15 protein-coding genes and 2 tRNA genes are annotated in these 16,490 nt (G+C 55.6%); 11 read left to right on the top strand and 6 right to left on the bottom strand.

Translation table 11 applies throughout. The features are described 5' to 3' along the window. Position 1 precedes the first annotated feature (1 nt). Complete coding sequence (locus WJU16_RS07560; protein WP_341837716.1) at positions 2-973, top strand: YpdA family putative bacillithiol disulfide reductase; 972 nt, start codon at positions 2-4, stop codon at positions 971-973. Here WJU16_RS07560 and murB read toward each other — a convergent pair. Beyond that, positions 966-1,982 (bottom strand): UDP-N-acetylmuramate dehydrogenase, encoded by a 1,017-nt coding sequence (gene murB, locus WJU16_RS07565; protein WP_341837717.1) that lies wholly within the window; start codon positions 1,980-1,982, stop codon positions 966-968. The two genes, WJU16_RS07560 and murB, sit on opposite strands and share 8 nt — an antisense overlap. Before the next feature lie 57 nt (positions 1,983-2,039). On the opposite strand from murB, the gene WJU16_RS07570 reads away from it, so the two are divergent. Beyond that, the gene (locus WJU16_RS07570; RefSeq protein WP_341837718.1) at positions 2,040-2,684 is read left to right on the top strand and encodes an NAD(P)H-binding protein; all 645 of its coding nucleotides are present in this window, start codon (positions 2,040-2,042) and stop codon (positions 2,682-2,684) included. 2 nt (positions 2,685-2,686) lie between these two features. Here the strand turns inward: WJU16_RS07570 and priA are convergent, their stop codons facing one another. Beyond that, positions 2,687-5,131: a primosomal protein N' gene (gene priA, locus WJU16_RS07575; protein ID WP_341837719.1), complete on the bottom strand. Its 2,445-nt coding sequence runs from the start codon at positions 5,129-5,131 to the stop codon at positions 2,687-2,689. Then, positions 5,128-5,892 (bottom strand): lysophospholipid acyltransferase family protein, encoded by a 765-nt coding sequence (locus WJU16_RS07580; RefSeq protein ID WP_341837720.1) that lies wholly within the window; start codon positions 5,890-5,892, stop codon positions 5,128-5,130. Before WJU16_RS07580 ends, priA begins: the two co-directional genes overlap by 4 nt. Before the next feature lie 133 nt (positions 5,893-6,025). On the opposite strand from WJU16_RS07580, the gene mtaB reads away from it, so the two are divergent. Continuing rightward, entirely contained in the window at positions 6,026-7,288 is a 1,263-nt protein-coding gene (gene mtaB / locus WJU16_RS07585) for a tRNA (N(6)-L-threonylcarbamoyladenosine(37)-C(2))-methylthiotransferase MtaB (protein WP_341837721.1), read from the top strand. Positions 7,289-7,370: 82 nt separating this feature from the next. Next, a tRNA-Val gene (locus WJU16_RS07590) sits at positions 7,371-7,445 on the top strand. Positions 7,446-7,739: 294 nt separating this feature from the next. Here WJU16_RS07590 and WJU16_RS07595 read toward each other — a convergent pair. Then, positions 7,740-8,456 carry an HmuY family protein gene (locus WJU16_RS07595; protein WP_341837722.1) on the bottom strand — a complete coding sequence of 239 codons (717 nt, stop codon included), beginning with the start codon at positions 8,454-8,456 and terminating at the stop codon, positions 7,740-7,742. Positions 8,457-8,765: 309 nt separating this feature from the next. Between WJU16_RS07595 and WJU16_RS07600 the strand changes: the two genes are divergently transcribed. Beyond that, positions 8,766-8,843, top strand: a tRNA-Val gene (locus tag WJU16_RS07600). Between the two features lie 64 nt (positions 8,844-8,907). Then, the gene (locus tag WJU16_RS07605) at positions 8,908-9,246 is read left to right on the top strand and encodes a DHCW motif cupin fold protein (protein WP_341837723.1); all 339 of its coding nucleotides are present in this window, start codon (positions 8,908-8,910) and stop codon (positions 9,244-9,246) included. Here WJU16_RS07605 and WJU16_RS07610 read toward each other — a convergent pair whose 3' ends face one another. Further along, positions 9,247-11,415, bottom strand: a complete 2,169-nt coding sequence (locus tag WJU16_RS07610; protein ID WP_341837724.1) for a cation:proton antiporter — start codon at positions 11,413-11,415, stop codon at positions 9,247-9,249. A 130-nt stretch (positions 11,416-11,545) separates the two neighbouring features. Here WJU16_RS07610 and WJU16_RS07615 point away from each other — a divergent pair, with 130 nt between their 5' ends. Continuing rightward, positions 11,546-11,782 carry an ATP-dependent Clp protease adaptor ClpS gene (locus WJU16_RS07615; RefSeq protein WP_341837725.1) on the top strand — a complete coding sequence of 79 codons (237 nt, stop codon included), beginning with the start codon at positions 11,546-11,548 and terminating at the stop codon, positions 11,780-11,782. A 68-nt stretch (positions 11,783-11,850) separates the two neighbouring features. After that, entirely contained in the window at positions 11,851-12,498 is a 648-nt protein-coding gene (gene aat, locus WJU16_RS07620; protein ID WP_341837726.1) for a leucyl/phenylalanyl-tRNA--protein transferase, read from the top strand. A 5-nt stretch (positions 12,499-12,503) separates the two neighbouring features. Here aat and WJU16_RS07625 read toward each other — a convergent pair whose 3' ends face one another. Further along, positions 12,504-13,418 (bottom strand): hypothetical protein, encoded by a 915-nt coding sequence (locus WJU16_RS07625; protein ID WP_341837727.1) that lies wholly within the window; start codon positions 13,416-13,418, stop codon positions 12,504-12,506. 110 nt (positions 13,419-13,528) lie between these two features. Here WJU16_RS07625 and WJU16_RS07630 point away from each other — a divergent pair, with 110 nt between their 5' ends. Genes WJU16_RS07630 through WJU16_RS07640 form a run of 3 tightly spaced genes read left to right on the top strand, consistent with a single transcriptional unit; the run spans position 13,529 to position 16,488 of the window. Continuing rightward, the gene (locus WJU16_RS07630) at positions 13,529-14,188 is read left to right on the top strand and encodes a metal-dependent transcriptional regulator (protein WP_341837728.1); all 660 of its coding nucleotides are present in this window, start codon (positions 13,529-13,531) and stop codon (positions 14,186-14,188) included. A 9-nt stretch (positions 14,189-14,197) separates the two neighbouring features. Next, a complete protein-coding gene (locus tag WJU16_RS07635) occupies positions 14,198-16,078 on the top strand; it encodes an Nramp family divalent metal transporter (protein ID WP_341837729.1) in 1,881 nt (626 codons plus the stop codon). Between the two features lie 17 nt (positions 16,079-16,095). Then, positions 16,096-16,488: a thioesterase, FlK family gene (locus tag WJU16_RS07640; protein ID WP_341837730.1), complete on the top strand. Its 393-nt coding sequence runs from the start codon at positions 16,096-16,098 to the stop codon at positions 16,486-16,488. Positions 16,489-16,490: the final 2 nt, after the last annotated feature.

Consider the following 16,490-nt stretch of genomic DNA (forward strand, 5'->3'; position numbering starts at 1 on the left):
TATGGCAAAAAAGGTAGCATTACTGATCGTAGGCGGCGGCCCTATCGGCCTCGCATGCGCGCTGGCGGCGCAACAACAGGGACTGGACTATGTAGTGATTGAAAAGGGCTGCCTCGTGAACTCGCTCTACCGGTACCCCGTCAATATGACTTTCTTCTCCACCAGCGAGCGGCTGGAGATCGGCGGCATTCCTTTCGTATCCAACAACGCGAAACCCACCCGCCCGGAAGCCCTCGAATATTACCGCCGCGTAGCCGTGAGCAAGCACGTCAACATCCAACTCTTCGAAAAAGCAGAAACCATCAAACCCGCGCAGGAAGGCTACACCGTGATCACCGATAAAGCCGTGTACGAAGCCAGCAACATCGTGATCGCCACCGGGTTTTACGATATCCCCAACCTACTCCGCATTCCTGGGGAAGATCTCCCAAAGGTGACGCACTACTACAAAGACCCGCACTTCTACGCCACGCGCAAAGTGATCGTGGTGGGCGCCAATAACTCATCCGTGGACGCGGCGCTGGAAACCTACCGCAAAGGCGCCGATGTAACGATGGTGATCCGGGAAGGCGAGATCGGCAAACGCGTGAAATATTGGGTGAAACCGGATATCGAAAACCGGATCAAAGAATCCAGTATCAAGGCGTATTTCCATTCGTCGCTGGTGGGTATCCGCGAACAGGAGGCCGACATCCTCACGCCGGAAGGCATCATCACCATCCCGAACGATTTCGTGATCGCGGCAACCGGCTACCAGCCTGACTTCCATTTCCTGGAGAACACGGGCATCCAGCTTTCGGCCGATGGCGCCAGGGAACCGGTTTACAATGAAGACACGATGGAAACGAACATGCCGGGCATTTATCTCGCCGGCGTGGTCTGCGGAGGAATGAATACACACGTGTGGTTCATCGAGAATTCCCGTGAACATGCGGACAAAATCATCCGCCACATCGCTGCAAAAACTAAATGATATTGACTTCGCGTTCGAGTACGACGCCGAATTTCTCCTTTACGCTTTCCACGATCTTCCAGGACAGTTCCACGATCTGTTCGCCTTCGGCGCGGCCGTAATTGACGAGCACCAGCGCCTGGCGTTCGTGTACGCCGGCATCGCCGTCGCGGTACCCTTTCCATCCCGCTTGTTCGATCAGCCAGCCGGCAGCCAGTTTGAAATGGCCGTTGGCGAGGGGATAGGCGACGATGTTAGGGAATGCGAGTTTCAGGGAAGCGTGGGTCTCGGCGGTCACTTCCGGGTTTTTGAAGAAGCTGCCCGCGTTACCGATTTCCGCTGGATTGGGGAGTTTGGAGGAACGGATATTGATCACGGCCTGGCTAATGGAACGGATAGATAACTCCTTCGCGCCCATACGCTCCAGCTCTTGCTCGATAGCGCCGTAACTGGTATTGAACACCGGCTTTTGGGAAAGCCGGTAAGTGACGTTCAGAATAGCGAACTGATCTTTGAATTGATGCTTGAAGACGCTTTCGCGGTACCCGAAGGCGCAGGCGTCCTTGTCGAACAACCGGATTTCCCGGTCGTGCAGGTGAAAAGCTTCGAGCTGTTCGAAGGTATCTTTGATTTCCACGCCGTACGCCCCGATATTCTGCATGGGGCTGGCGCCCACGTTGCCAGGGATGAGGGAAAGGTTTTCCAGTCCGCCGAGCCCTTTGGCGATGCAGTCCTGCACGAACTGGTGCCAGTTTTCACCTGCGCCTGCCTTCACGTAAACGAAGTCATCGTCTTCCCTGACGGAAGTGATGCCTTTGATTTCGTTTTTTAATACGATCCCGTCGAAATCCTTCGTGAGCAGGATGTTGCTGCCGCCGCCGAGGATGATCCGGGGCAGGGTGGCGTATTGGGGGTCTAGCAGGAGCGTTTCCAGCTGTTCGCGGGAATGGAAAGCGGCGAAATAGCGCGCCGTGGCGTCTATTGCGAATGTATTGTAAGGCCGGAGCGAAACATTTTCTGATACCCTCATATGCAAGTGTTCAAATATCCTATCTTTATTAACAGAACAAATATAAACAACATTCATATGCCGGGAACAGCAATTGTGATAGGAGCCACCGGCCTCGTGGGCTCGCACCTGGTGCAGGATCTCCTGCAAAACAGCGGGTATGATAAAGTGAAAGCCCTCGTCCGCAAGCCCCTCCCCTTCCGCGACGGCAAGCTCGAACAAATCGTAGTCGACTTCACCGACGAAGCCGCCCTGCAATCCGTGTTGCATGGCGACGTCCTGTTCTGCTGCATTGGCACCACCATCAAAAAGGCAGGCAGCCAGGAAGCCTTCACGGCCGTGGATTACGCCATCCCCATGCGCTGCGGCGCCATCGCCCGGAAAAACGGCATCGAACAATTCCACCTCGTTTCTTCCATCGGCGCCCAATCTTCTTCCAAAAACTTTTACCTCCGTACTAAAGGCCGCACCGAAGCAGCTTTGCGCGCATTGCAATTTTCTTCCCTCTACATTTACCAACCCAGCTTCCTGACCGGCAACCGCAGAGAAATGCGCTTCGGCGAACAGGTGGCACTGTGGATCATGCCGGTTTTCGGCTTCCTGCTGCGCGGCAGATGGGCGAAATACCGGCCCGTCAAAGCGGAAGACGTAGCCATAAAAATGCGGGAATTATCAGAGAAGGGCGAAACCGGCGTGCATTACATTCTCTTCCACCAGTCTTAACTTTATACGCAATCCACGTCCGGGATGATGATCACGGAACGGAACTGCTTTTCGATCGTGAGCTGCAGGAACATCTCCTTCGCCAGCTGCTTGATCTGGGTTATCTTTTTGCTGTCGCGGGGAAGTTTGATCAGCATTTCCTGCAAATAGAATCCACGCACCCGGCTTACCAACGGCGCGGCAGGGCCTACCAGCTGATGGCCCAGATGCGGTTTCAGCCAGTTGCCCAGCACCATGGCGGCCTGTTCCACCGTTTGCTGCTGTTTATGCTTCAGCGTGATCTTCATGAGGCGGTAGAACGGGGGATACCCGAACTGTTCGCGCTCCGCGATCTCGCTCTCATACATTTTCTTATAATTGTGCTCCACCACGAATTGCAGGATGGGATGGCGCGTATTGCTCGCCTGTATCACCACTTTCCCCTTACCGTCGCGCCGGCCGGAACGGCCGCTCACCTGCTCCATCAGCTGGAAGGCGCGCTCGTTCACCCGGAAGTCCGGGTAGCTTAGCAGGCTGTCGGCACTGAGGATGCCGACCAGGTTAACATTCGCGAAATCCAGTCCCTTCACCACCATCTGCGTGCCCACGAGAATATCAATCTCGTGTTGCTCCAGCAGCTGGATCATCTTGTTGTGACTGTCTTTGCTGCGGATGGCGTCGAGGTCCATCCGGGCGATGCGTGCCTTGGGAAATAGCTCCAGGAGGTCTTCCTCGATCTTCTCGGTACCGAAATTCTTTGTTTGCAAAGTCTGGCTGCCGCAGGCGCCGCACACATGGATATAAGGATATCGCGTACCGCAATAGTGACAACTGAGTTTATCCTGGTATTTATGATAGGTGAGCGAAACGTCGCATTGCTTGCAATTCGGGATCCAGCCGCAGGTGGTGCAAATCAGGAACGGGGCGTAACCGCGCCGGTTCTGGAAAAGGATCACCTGCTTTTTCGCTTCCAGCGATTGGGAGATCTCCTTACGCAATACAGAAGTAAAATTGTGCACCACTTCCTTGAGGGCGTTTTCCTTTTTCAGATCTACGATCTCGATATCAGGCATATCGATACCGCCGAAACGCTCATTCAATTCCACTAAAACGTACTTCCCCTGTTTGGCGTTGAAATAGCTTTCGAGCGCGGGTGTGGCGGAACCGAGCAATACCTTCGCCTTGAAAAGGCTGGCATAATAGATGGCCGCGTCGCGCGCGTGGTAGCGGGGCGCGGGTTCATGCTGCTTGAATGATGCGTCGTGCTCTTCGTCGAGGATGATAAGGCCAAGGTCGCGGAATGGCAACAACAGGCTGGAACGGGCGCCCAGCACGATGCGGATTTCCCCGCTTTTCACTTTGTTCCAGATCTCCACGCGCTCGTTATTGGAGAAACGGGAGTGATAAATGCCGATCTGCCCCGCGAAATGCTTCTGCAACCGCCGGATGATCTGCGCGGTCAGGGCGATTTCGGGAAGAAGATAGAGCACCTGTTTGCCGTTGGATAACGCCTCCTCGATCAGTTTCACGTAGATCTGGGTCTTACCGCTGGACGTCACCCCATGCAGCAAGGCCACCTGTTTCTCCTGGAAGCCTTCCCGGACGCCGGCGAGGGCCTTTTCCTGGGCGGGACTCAGGTCGAAATCGAGCTGCGTTTCCATTTTGCCCAGTGGCACCCGGTCGACCTGTCGTTTCTCCACTTGCAGAATGCCTTTATCCACGAGCCCTTTGAGCTGCGCGGCGGAGGCGCCGGATTTCTTGAGCAGTTCGCTTTGCAGCACGGCGCCCTGCGTTTTCACGAGGTGGAGGTATGCGAGGAGCAGCTCCATTTGCTTGGGCGCGCGGCCCAGCTCGTCGAACAGCGGCGCGAGCGCTTCGTCGGTTTCCAGTCCTGGTTGAAGGGAAACGTAATTTTCCATCTTCGCCTTGTAGGATTCTTTCAGTTCTTCGTACACCAGGCAGACCCGCTTTTCGATGAGTTGCTTGATGACGGAATAGATATCCAGGCGGTCGAGGATGAGCTGTACTTCGCCGATGCGTAGTTCCTTGCGGATCTGGAGGGCTTCGGCGATGAGGTATTCGTGGTCGTTGAGATCGGTGAAATCGTCGCCGAAGGCGTCGTTATACAGCAGCACCGTTTCGCTGGAGAGCTTGAGGTGTGCGGGGAGCGCGGCATTGAGCACGTCGCCCTCGTTGCACATGTAATATTGCGCGATCCATTCCCAGAAGGCCAGTTGGGTGGGGTACACCACGGGCTCTTTGTCGAGCACGTCCTGGATGGGTTTGGTTTTGTAGGCGGAAGGTGGCTGTTCGTGGATGCGTTTAATGATGCCGGCGTATCGCTTTTGCTTGCCGAGTTGTACGGCCACGCGGGAGCCCGGCTGCACGGAGGCTTCCATTTCGGGCGGTACAGCGTAGGTGTAGTTACGCGGCAGGGCTAAGGGCAATATGACGTCGGCGTATTTCATGCAGGCTGGAGCGCCGGAAACGATCTGAATTTGCGCAGCTCGGCGTCCATCAGGTCGTAAACTTTCTGACGGAGGACGGGCACGTCTTCGATGGTCATGCCTTTTACGGAAACGGGCTCCATGAACACCACGCGGCAGCGGCCGGGGTTGAGGCTCATGGGGTTGAGTTCCTGGAGGCGGGCGCGGCAGTCTACGTAAATTACCGGCCGGATATCGGTCTGTGTTTCTATGGCGATGCGGAAAGCGCCCTGGTGGAAGGGCAGCAAGGGCTGGCCGGAGTTGTTGGTAGTACCTTCGGGGAAAATGAGCAGGCTCACTTTATGCTGGAGCATGAACATCATGTCGCGGACGGACTGTACCCGGCCGCGGGCGCTGGAGCGGTCTACCGGTACGACCGAACGGCTGTAGATCATGCCGAACAGGGGTACTTTGGAGAGCTCGCTTTTGCCGAGGGGGCGGAAAGGGAGGGGCATTACTTTTACGGCGAGGGCCGCGTCGAGGTAGCTGGCGTGGTTGGCGATGTAGATGCAGGGTTCCTTGGTGCGGGGGGACTTCCACTTACGGGTCACGATGATGCCCACGGCAGGGAACCATACATGTGCCCAGAAACGGAGAAAATAGAACACGAGGTTCCCACCCCTCACTTTTCCCAGGAAAGAAACGGCCACGATGGGCAGGAGGATGACGAGCATGATGGCCAGCCAGACCACTCCGGCATAGACCACATAGACGCCCTTTCCGATTTTCGATATTACACGCATAAAACCGGCAAGTTACTGTATCCCGGGGAGCTTTTCAAGGGCGGCGGATACATATCGATCTTTTCGTATATCAACAGGCTGAAAAACCTTGGGAAATCGTACCTTTGCCATCCTTATGACAGGAACAAAATCAGTGGCATTTCACACGCTCGGCTGCAAGTTGAACTTTTCGGAGACTTCCACCCTCGGGCGGATGATGGAAAAGGACGGGTTTGTGCGGAAGGAATTTGACGACACGGCGGACGTTTACGTGATCAACACCTGTTCCGTGACAGACAATGCCGACAAGGAATGCCGGCAGATCGTGCGCCGCATCCAGCGCCGCGCGCCGGGCAGCATGGTGGTGATCACCGGCTGCTACGCCCAGCTCAAGCCCAGGGAGATCGCCGAGATCCCGGGGGTGGACCTCGTGCTGGGGGCCGCCGAGAAATTCAACATCGCCGACCACATCCGCGAGCTCACCAAGGGCGACGACGGGGCGAAGGTCTGCTCCTGCGACATCGAAGATGTCAATACTTTTCATTCCAGTTATTCCATTAACGACCGTACCCGTACTTTCCTCAAAGTGCAGGACGGATGTGATTATACCTGTTCTTTCTGCACCATCCCCATGGCGCGGGGCATCAGCCGCAGCGACTCCGTCGAAGGGGTGCTGAAAAACGTCCGCGAACTGGCTGGCAACGGCGTGAAGGAAATCGTGCTCACCGGTGTAAACCTGGGCGACTTCGGCAAGGGGTTCGAAGGTGGCAAGAAGCGCGAAGAATCATTCTTCGAACTTATCCAACAGCTGGATGAAGTGGAAGGCATCGAGCGATACAGGATTTCCAGCATAGAGCCCAACCTGCTGACCGACGAGATCATTGATTTTGTGGCCGCCAGCAAGAAGTTCATGCCGCATTTCCATATTCCCCTGCAAAGCGGCAGCAACGAGATTCTCGCCCTGATGCGCCGCCGCTACCGCCGCGAGCTGTATGCGGAGAAAGTAGCGCGCATCAAGGAAAAAATGCCGCATTGCGCCATCGGCGTCGACGTGATCGTGGGCTTCCCCTCCGAAAGCGACGCGCACTTCCAGGAAACCTGCGATTTTCTCCACGGCCTCGACGTGTCGTACCTGCACGTTTTCACCTACAGCGAGCGCGACAATACGCATGCGCTGTCGATCAAACCGGTGGTACCCGTGAACGTTCGCCAGGAGCGCAACAAAGCCCTGCGCAACCTGAGCCACAAGAAAATGTCGTTCTTCACCGAACAACATGTAGGGCAAACGCGCACGGTACTTTTCGAGTCGCATAGTAAAGACGGGATGATGGAAGGATATACTGATAACTACATCAAAGTTTCCACGCCCTTCCGGGAAGAATGGAGCAATAAAATCGTGGATTGGGAACTGCGCTAAAATTTTTCTCGAAAAAAATTTGGCGTTATTCAAAAAGATTCTACCTTTGCAATCCCAACGAACGAAAAGCGTTCACAAAAACGGGAGCTTAGCTCAGCTGGTTCAGAGCATCTGCCTTACAAGCAGAGGGTCGACGGTTCGAATCCGCCAGCTCCCACAGAAAGCCTCGCAATTTGCGGGGCTTTTTTATGCCCTGTCGTAACTCACCTTCAAATTTCACCTTACCCTGGCTCAGTCAAGTATACGTTGCGCTAACTACGCATTCCATCTGCTCTTTACTAAAAGCTGAATGCTTGTTTTTTAACAGATAACAGCTGATCTCATCTTATGCGAAATGCTCAAAAACTTCGAATCCGAAAATATTAATTGCAGGTTGACAAAAAACGTCCCGGCGAAGCGGGACGTTATCTGTTTAATCGTCGGTTTTAGCAGAATATTTAAATGAAAGATTTTACTTGATGGTGAAGTCCTTAGATCCAGGAGCCGCCAGTACGTACTGGAAGTGGAAATACGGCCGTTCGGTGCCGGTTACCGGTTCGGCGGGCGCTTCTTTATACATGCTCGTGATCTTCAGTTTGGCGTAATTGCCGGAAGCGGTGCGCACGATGATGGTACGGTCGGGGCGCGCCCATACGGTGTGTTTCTGCGTGGTGGCGTTGTTGCCGCCGATGCCTTTGGTGGCGCGCAGCACGCCGGCGAAATCATACACGCACCAGCCGGTGGTGGTGCCAAACATCCCGGCTGTATCGAGGCCTACGCCGCCGGATGTCGTGATGAACACGGCTCCGTCCGGGACGCGGGTCACCTGGTCGAAAGGCTTGCCGATAATCAACACGCCGCCTTTACCGGGGCCGCCCTTCCCTGCCGTGGTGTTCTCATCCACATCCGCACCATAATTGCCGGAAATGGAAGAATTTGCGTTGCCGCCAAAGGCAACATCCCAATCAGCACTTTTCAGGTTCCTGGGCGATCCGGCCTTTTCCTGCTCCAGGCTGTAATAGATCACAGTCTTGCTGGTCGTGGTATCCCCGTTGAAGTTGGACACGGTGATCAGCTTGTTGTAATTCCTCGCCGGAGGCGTCGATTCATCCTTGTCGTCTTTCGAACAAGCTGCCAGGATCACTGCCGAAGCCATCGCGCCTGTGAACCATTTGTAGTATTGTCTCATGTCGGTGTGTTTGAAGCTGCAAATTCCAGATTTCCCGTTACCATATCCGGAGAATGAAGATCCCCAACCGGAAAATCGCTTGCTTAGATCCTTCGGCTACTATTCCCGCATAAAAAGTGAGTACAAACATCGAACAAAACGCATCGTCAAAATCGCGCAACTACTTATAATCCAGTCCTGTAGCGGATTCCACGACACCTTGCAAAGCATCGAAAAAAATTTCTTGCACAGCTGATTGTTTTTGAAATATTTGTCTATATATTTGCACTCCCAACGAACGACAAGCGTTCACGAAACGGGAAACAAAAAGGGAGCTTAGCTCAGCTGGTTCAGAGCATCTGCCTTACAAGCAGAGGGTCGACGGTTCGAATCCGCCAGCTCCCACCAACAAGAATCCTCGCAGTATCTGCGGGGATTTTTTGTTTATGGCAATCACCCCCAAATCCCGCATATGGCCATTTCATTTACTGTCATCAACTGGCAAGATATCCTGCCTTCCACCCACCCCGGCACCACGGGTGCCGCGCAATGGCAAACACTGCAATACCCCGGGCTTCGCTTGCGCATCGTAACCTACCAGCCAGGTTACCTCGCGGACCACTGGTGCGCGAAAGGGCATATCGTACATTGCCTTAGCGGCAGCTTCGATAGTGAATTGCAAAATGGCGAAACGCATACCTTAATGGAAGGCATGACCTATATCGTTTCCGACGATGCAAGCCTTCACCGTTCGCGCACTCAAGGCGGCGTTAAGTTGCTGATTATCGACGGGGATTTCCTGGCGCCTTGATTATTCCCCTTCCTGTTTGCCGTTTTCGTTTTTGAAAATCTTCTGTACCGCGCGTTTCAGTTTCTGGAAGTTGCGCAGCTGCTCCTGGATGGGCATGAGCGAGATGTCTTCGTCCTGCATGCCCGGCTCGCTGTTTTCGGCGGTACGTTGTTCGGGGTAGATGAGGATGATATTGTTCTCCCGGAAATGGCGGATCATTTTCGCGGGGATGCCTTCGAGGTAGGGCTGGAAAGACAGCGTTCCCCGCCGCGCGGAAACCACCACGATGAGATCGTCTGCCGTTACGCTGCGGGCGATCACGAGGAAGTCTTCCGGGTTCTCCAGTGTTTTGAAACTGATTTCCACACTGGCCTTTGCCTCCGTCACGAATTTCTCCACGGCCGTTTGCGTACCCTTGCCGCAATACGCCACGATGCGCGCGCCGGCCTGCTTGGCAAGCAGCACGATCTTTTCCATGTAATGCGCAAATCCCAGCTCGTATTCCGCGTTGCGCGGGAGGATGAGGGCGAGGTTTTTAGTGGTATTGATGGGGGAATGGAAATCGCAGATATAAACGTTTTCCCAGACGCTTTGCAACACATTGTCGGTGGTGCTGCCGAAGATGGTGCCGAATATCCGGTCGGTGGCGCTGTTCTTCTCGCTCCAGGCAAGGATGACGTCGGAGATCAGCAGTTCCTTCACCGCGCGGGAGATACCGTCGGTTACGTTAAGATCCACCCGCGTTACTACCTGCAGGTTGCTTTCGGAAGCGGCGGCGTGGATAACGGCTTTCTCCATCATTTTATTGCTGAGATGGATTTTCTCGCGGGCTTCTTCATCGTCCTGCACCACTACCAGCGGGTACACGGGCGCGGGGTTGCCGGGCTGTTTGACCATCAGCGCGAAATCGAGCAGGGGCTCCATCCGTTCGGGCTGGGCGATGGGGATGAGGAAGCGCTCCGGTCCGCCGCTGAATTCGGGCTTGCGGTCGGCTTCCACGATAGCGAGGCGGCGGCCGGCGTTCTCCGTTACGAAGGAGCTGACCATGCAGGTAACGAGGATCAGCACCACCGTTCCGTTGAGCACATTTTCGTTGATGATGCCCATGTTATAACCGATCAGCACCACGGCGATGGTGGCGGCGGCGTGCGCGCTGCTGAGGCCGAAGATGACGTTGCGCTGCGTGGGCGTATATCCGAAAACGAGTTGCGTGAAGAAGGCGGCGAGCCACTTGCTGAGGAGCGCCATGGCCGTTAAGGAGCCCGCAATGATGAGGGCCTCCGGACCTTTCAGCAATACTTTCAGGTCCACGATCATCCCCACAGAAATGAGGAAGAAGGGAATAAAGATGGCGTTACCCACAAACTCCACGCGGTTCATCAGCGGTGAGGTATGCGGGATGAGCTGGTTGAGCGCCAGCCCTGCCAGGAAGGCCCCGATGATCCCCTCAACACCCGCCAGCTCGGCCAGGAAGGCCGCCAGGAAAACAAGCGCCAGTACGAAAATAAAGTGCGAAGTCTTATCGTCTTTGATCTTCTTGAAAAACCATCTCCCCACCATTGGAAAACCATACATCACTACTACGGCGAAAATCGTCAGGGAAATGCCCAGCCGCAGCCAGAATGCGGTATCGAGATGCCCCGTTTGCGCGCCGGTGATGATGGCCAGGATCAGCAGTACCGCCGTATCGGTGATGATGGTGCCGCCCACGGCTACCGTCACCGCTTCGTTCTTGTTGATACCGAGGCGGCTGGCGAGCGGATAAGCGACGAGCGTATGCGTGGCGAACATGCTGGAGATCAGCAGGGTGGCCATCAGGTTGAAGTGAAGCACGTAGGTACAGAGCACATATCCCAGCGCCAGCGGTATAAAAAACGTGAACGCGCCGAAAACGGCGCTGCGGTGCCGGTTCTTCCGGAACTCCGTCATATCCAGTTCCAGCCCCGCGAGAAACATGATATACAACAGTCCCGCGTTCCCGAACAACTTGATACTCCCCTGCTCGATGATCCTGAAACCGTGGTCCCCGATGGCCATTCCGGCCAGGATCAGGCCGATGATACTGGGAATCCGGAATTTCCGGAGGATAATGGGGGCCAATAAAATAATAAATAAAACCAGGCTAAAAATCGGCACGGGATCTTTCAGCGGCAAACTGATATTCAAGAGTAAAACCAATCCTTTCATCATGTACTATTTACTTTCCGGTGGTAGATGGAACCGTGCAAGCCCGGTTTCATTGCCGTTAATTTACAACCATTTGCGCAAACACACCGGCCATCGCAAAAAAATGTAACTTTGCAGAAATATTCGACCTAAAATGCATTACACGGGAACAGGCGTATCCGTTCAGGAAGCGGAGGATGTGCTGGTAGAAACGGCGGAACAATTCCCTTTCAGCCTGGTAGTTTGGAACGATGAAGTGAACACCTTCGACTGGGTGATCCAATCCCTTATAGAAGTCTGCGGCCATACCGAAGAGCAGGCCGAACAATGCGCGCTCATCATCCACTTCAATGGCAAATATGCAGTAAAAAAGGTTCGCTCACCGACCTGAAGCCCATGTGCGAAGCCCTGCTCGACCGCGGCATCAGCGCCACCATCGAAGAAACCGTAGCATCATAAATGCCCCTTTTCCATCTTCCCGATAACGAGCTGTACTTTCCCCCGGTTTCGCTGGCCGAACCCGACGGGCTGCTTGCCATCGGCGGAGACCTCAGCCCCGAGCGCCTTCTGCTGGCCTACCGTTCGGGCATCTTCCCCTGGTACAACCGCAAACCCATCCTCTGGTGGAGCCCTGATCCCCGGTTCGTCCTCTTCCCGGAAGCGCTCAAAGTTTCCCATAGCATGAAGCAGATCCTGAAAAAAGGGAACTTCCGCATCAGCGTCAACGAATGCTTCGAAACGGTGGTCGACCGCTGCCGCACTGCACCGCGTGAAGGGCAAGACGGCACCTGGATCACCCGCGACATGCTCCGCGCCTATTCCGCACTCCACCGGCAAGGCTTCGCCCTCAGCGTGGAATGCTGGCAGGAGAATGAACTCGTCGGCGGATTATATGGTGTAAAGATCGGCCGCTGCTTTTTCGGCGAAAGCATGTTCGCCGCCGTCAGCAACGCTTCCAAAGCCGCGTTCATCACCTTTGTGCAAGCCCATGCCGCGCAGCTGGCCATTATCGACTGCCAGGTACACACCCCTCACCTCGCCTCGCTGGGCGCACGGTTCATCAGCCGCATCTCTTTCCTCGACACGGTACAGCGAAACCTGGATTAATTAACCTATTTGCGTTTTTTGGTAAACGCGCCTTCGAACGCGCATTTGATGCCGCGATAGGCCCCGCAGCCAGACTCGGTGATTGTCACCTTGCTGCTGCTGAATGTGAAGTCGATGATGCAACCCGATTGCTTATCGCGCCACTGGCCGGTATTGGCGCCGGTAAAGCGGCCCGTTCCGTCCACTTCCCCCACGCAGGCGCCCTTGTCGCGCGTAAAGTGAATGAAGAAAAGGAATTCCTTCGCCGTTTCGCCGTCGCGGATAGATACGATGTTGCCTTCGCCGGCGGTGTAGTTGGCGGAATACTTATGTTTGCGGGGAAGCGTATCGATGGGATTGAAGAGCCCCGTTACCGAGGGCTCGTTGGAATTGGTGAGCACCAGCGCCAGGCTGCCGTCGGGGTTGGCGGCGTATACATCCTCCCGGGAAACGGCGGATCCGGATTCAGTGTGGATGCGGATATTCCCTTTCCTGTCTACCGAAAAACCCGTCTTTTTCGCGCCGCCGGGCGTGTAGCGGGCCACGAGGTGCCTTTGCAGGAAAGCGCCGTTCTTGTCATAAAAACACATCCATGCGGCGGCGCCCGATTTCGCCGCGCCTTCCACGAGGAAAAGGCGGAGATCTTCGGTCATTTTTACCTGCCCTACCGCCCAGAATTTCGGCTTTTCGGCGGCGGAGAATACGCCTTTGCCGAGGGTATCGGGTAGGAACTGTTTGAGGTAACGGGACTTGAAAGCCAGGCTGTCGGCCCGTTTGCGCTTCAGCGAATCCGCGTTCCAGCGCAGCGCCTCCGCAGCGGGGAACTTGTTGGAATAATCCGCGAACGTGAGCTCGCGATCGTCTTCGCTAATCGTCTTGTTACGGGATGTACAACCGGCCAGTACGCCGATCATCAAAAACAGGAATAAAATGCTCCGCATAGTGATTTGTCGTAATTCGGCGAAAAGGTAGTCATATTTCCAATTTTCTCCCACTATTTTTACTTTCCCAATATTTTATTTAGATTTGTCTAAATAATATTTTAGAGGCTATGAACTTGACGGTTGCGGAAGAGAATTACATTAAGAGCATTTACAAGCTGCAGGATGGAAACGACGTGGTGAGCACCAACGCCATCGCCTACGAGCTGGCTACCAAGCCAGCATCGGTGACGGACATGGCGAAGAAGCTTAAAGAGAAGAAGCTGATCGATTACGAGAAGTACCAGGGGATCAGCCTCACGGCGGATGGCCGTAAAATCGCTTTGCAGATTGTCCGCCGCCACCGTTTATGGGAATGTTTCCTGGTCGACAAGCTGAGTTTCAGCTGGGATGAAGTGCATGAGATCGCCGAAGAGCTGGAGCATGTGCGGAGTGAGAAGCTGATTTCACGGCTGAGCGCTTTCCTGGGCAACCCTACCTCCGACCCGCATGGCGACCCCATACCGGATGCGCAGGGCAGGATTTCGAAGAGCCAGCCCCTCGTTTCCCTGGATAAAGCCACGGCGCGGCGGCTGGAAGTGGCCGGTGTGTCGGACCAGTCGTCGGCGTTGCTGGAGTTCCTCAACGCCAAGGGAATCCGCCTCGGCACCCATCTCGATATTATAGAAAGATACGAATTCGACAACTCCGTGGAAGTCAAGATACGCAATCAGCCCGCCTTTACCCTGAGCGAACAGGTATCGAAGAACATCATGGTAAAATCATTGTAAACCGGCATCATGCACACGCAGGAATCCAGCGCCTCACTCAGCGAAGTTCACCAGAGTATAGACACCACCAAACCCCAGCGATCCAAATGGCGGAGGATATTGGCCTTCTTCGGGCCCGCCTATCTCGTTTCCGTGGGGTACATGGACCCGGGCAACTGGGCCACCGACCTCGCAGGCGGCAGCCGGTACGGGTATACGCTGCTCTGGGTGCTGCTGATGAGCAATATCATGGCGCTCCTGCTGCAAAGCCTCAGCGCGCGGCTGGGCATCGTGCGCGGGCGCGACCTCGCGCAAGCCAACCGCGAAACTTATCCCGCGCCGGTCAACTTCATCTTATATATACTTGCCGAAATCGCCATCGCCGCCACCGACCTCGCCGAAGTGCTGGGCATGGCCATCGGCATCCAGTTATTGACGGGGCTTCCGCTCATCTGGGGCGTGAGCCTTACGGTGCTCGACACGTTCCTGCTGCTGGTGCTCCAGCGCTACGGCATCCGCAAGATGGAAGCGTTCATCATCGCCCTGGTGGCGGTCGTCGGCACCTCCTTCCTCGTGCAGCTGCTCATCGCGGAGCCGCCCATGGGCGAAGTAGTGAAGGGCTTCGTGCCGGCGCTCCCCGACGAAACGGCGCTGTACATCGCCATCGGCATCATCGGCGCCACCGTTATGCCGCACAACCTCTACCTCCATTCCGCCCTCGTGCAAACGCGCAAAATTTCCAAAACGGAAAGCGGCATCCGGAGGGCGTTGAAAATCAACTTCGCCGATACGGCCATCGCGCTGAACCTGGCCTTCTTCGTGAACGCCGCCATCCTCATCCTCGCCGCCACCGTATTTTATAAAGCCGGGCACACCGGCATCGCGGATCTCCACGAAGCGCACCGCATGCTGGAACCTCTGCTGGGCAGCAAGCTCGCGCCGATCCTTTTCGCCGTGGCGCTCATTGCGGCGGGGCAAAGTTCCACCGTTACCGGCACCCTCGCGGGCCAGATCGTTATGGAAGGATACCTGCGCCTGCGCATCAATCCCTGGCTGCGGCGCCTCATCACGCGGCTCGTGGCCATCATTCCGGCATTGATCGTGATACTGGTGGCTGGGGAAGAAAAGATCGGGGAACTGCTCGTGTTCAGCCAGGTATTGCTGAGCCTCCAGCTCGGGTTCGCCATCATCCCGCTCATCCACTTCGTCAGCGATAAACAAACGATGGGGGTATTCGCCATCAAACCCATCGTGAAAGCCGCTGCCTGGCTCATTTCCAGCGTATTGGTCTACCTGAATATCAGGATGGTGTATAACGAAGCCGAAGCATTCGTAAACAGTGAACATCCCTGGTGGATCGATGGGTTGATCTTCCTGGTGATCCTCGGTTTCATCGCGCTGCTGGTCATCACCGTGCTTTATCCCTGGCTGAGCCGCTACCGCAAGATGCACTCGGCGCAGATGCACCCGGTCAAACTATCCCTCGGCGACCTCGAAAAGCCCGTCTACAGCCGTATCGCCATGGCGCTGGACTTCTCCGAGCAAGACGCCCGCGTGATCACCAACGCCCTCGCGCAGGGAAGCCCGCACACCGAATACGTGCTCATCCATATCGTGGAAAGCGCCTCGGCGCGGTATTTCGGGAATGATGCGCTCGATTTCGAAACACAAAAAGACCAGGAACAACTCGATACCTACATCGCCCTGCTCGCACAACGCGGCGTGAAAGCCACCGGGCAACTGGGCTACCGCCACCGCGCCAAGGAGATCGCCCGCATCGTGAAGGCGGAAAACGCCGACCTGCTGGTGCTCGGCGGGCACGGGCACTCGGGCATCAAAGACTGGCTGTACGGCGAAACCGTTAACCACGTCCGCCACAAAGTGCATATCCCCGTGCTGGTGGTGCAATAAAATCCGTAATTTCAAAAATGCCCATCCCCGTAAAACCCGGCGACGAACGGCGCTTCAGCCGCCTGGTGCGCCCCGAAGACTGCGCCGCATTCGATAGCGGCAGCGTACACCCCGTTTACGCCACCTTCGCCCTCGCCCGCGACGCGGAATGGTGCGGCCGGCTGTTCGTCCTCGATATGAAATCAGACGAAGAAGAAGGCATCGGCACCATGATCTCCATCGAACACCTCAGCCCCGCCCCCGAAGGTTCCACCGTGGATTTTATATCCATCGCCGAAAGCATCAACGGCCATGAAATCATCTGCACGTTCGAAGCGCGCTGCAACGGGCGCCTCGTGGCCAAAGGGCGGCAGGGACAGAAGATCCTTAAAAAAGAAAAACTGGAACGGATGTTCCAGTCGTTGCAATAACT

This window comes from Chitinophaga pollutisoli, assembly GCF_038396755.1.
Classification (GTDB): Bacteria; Bacteroidota; Bacteroidia; order Chitinophagales; family Chitinophagaceae; genus Chitinophaga; species Chitinophaga pollutisoli.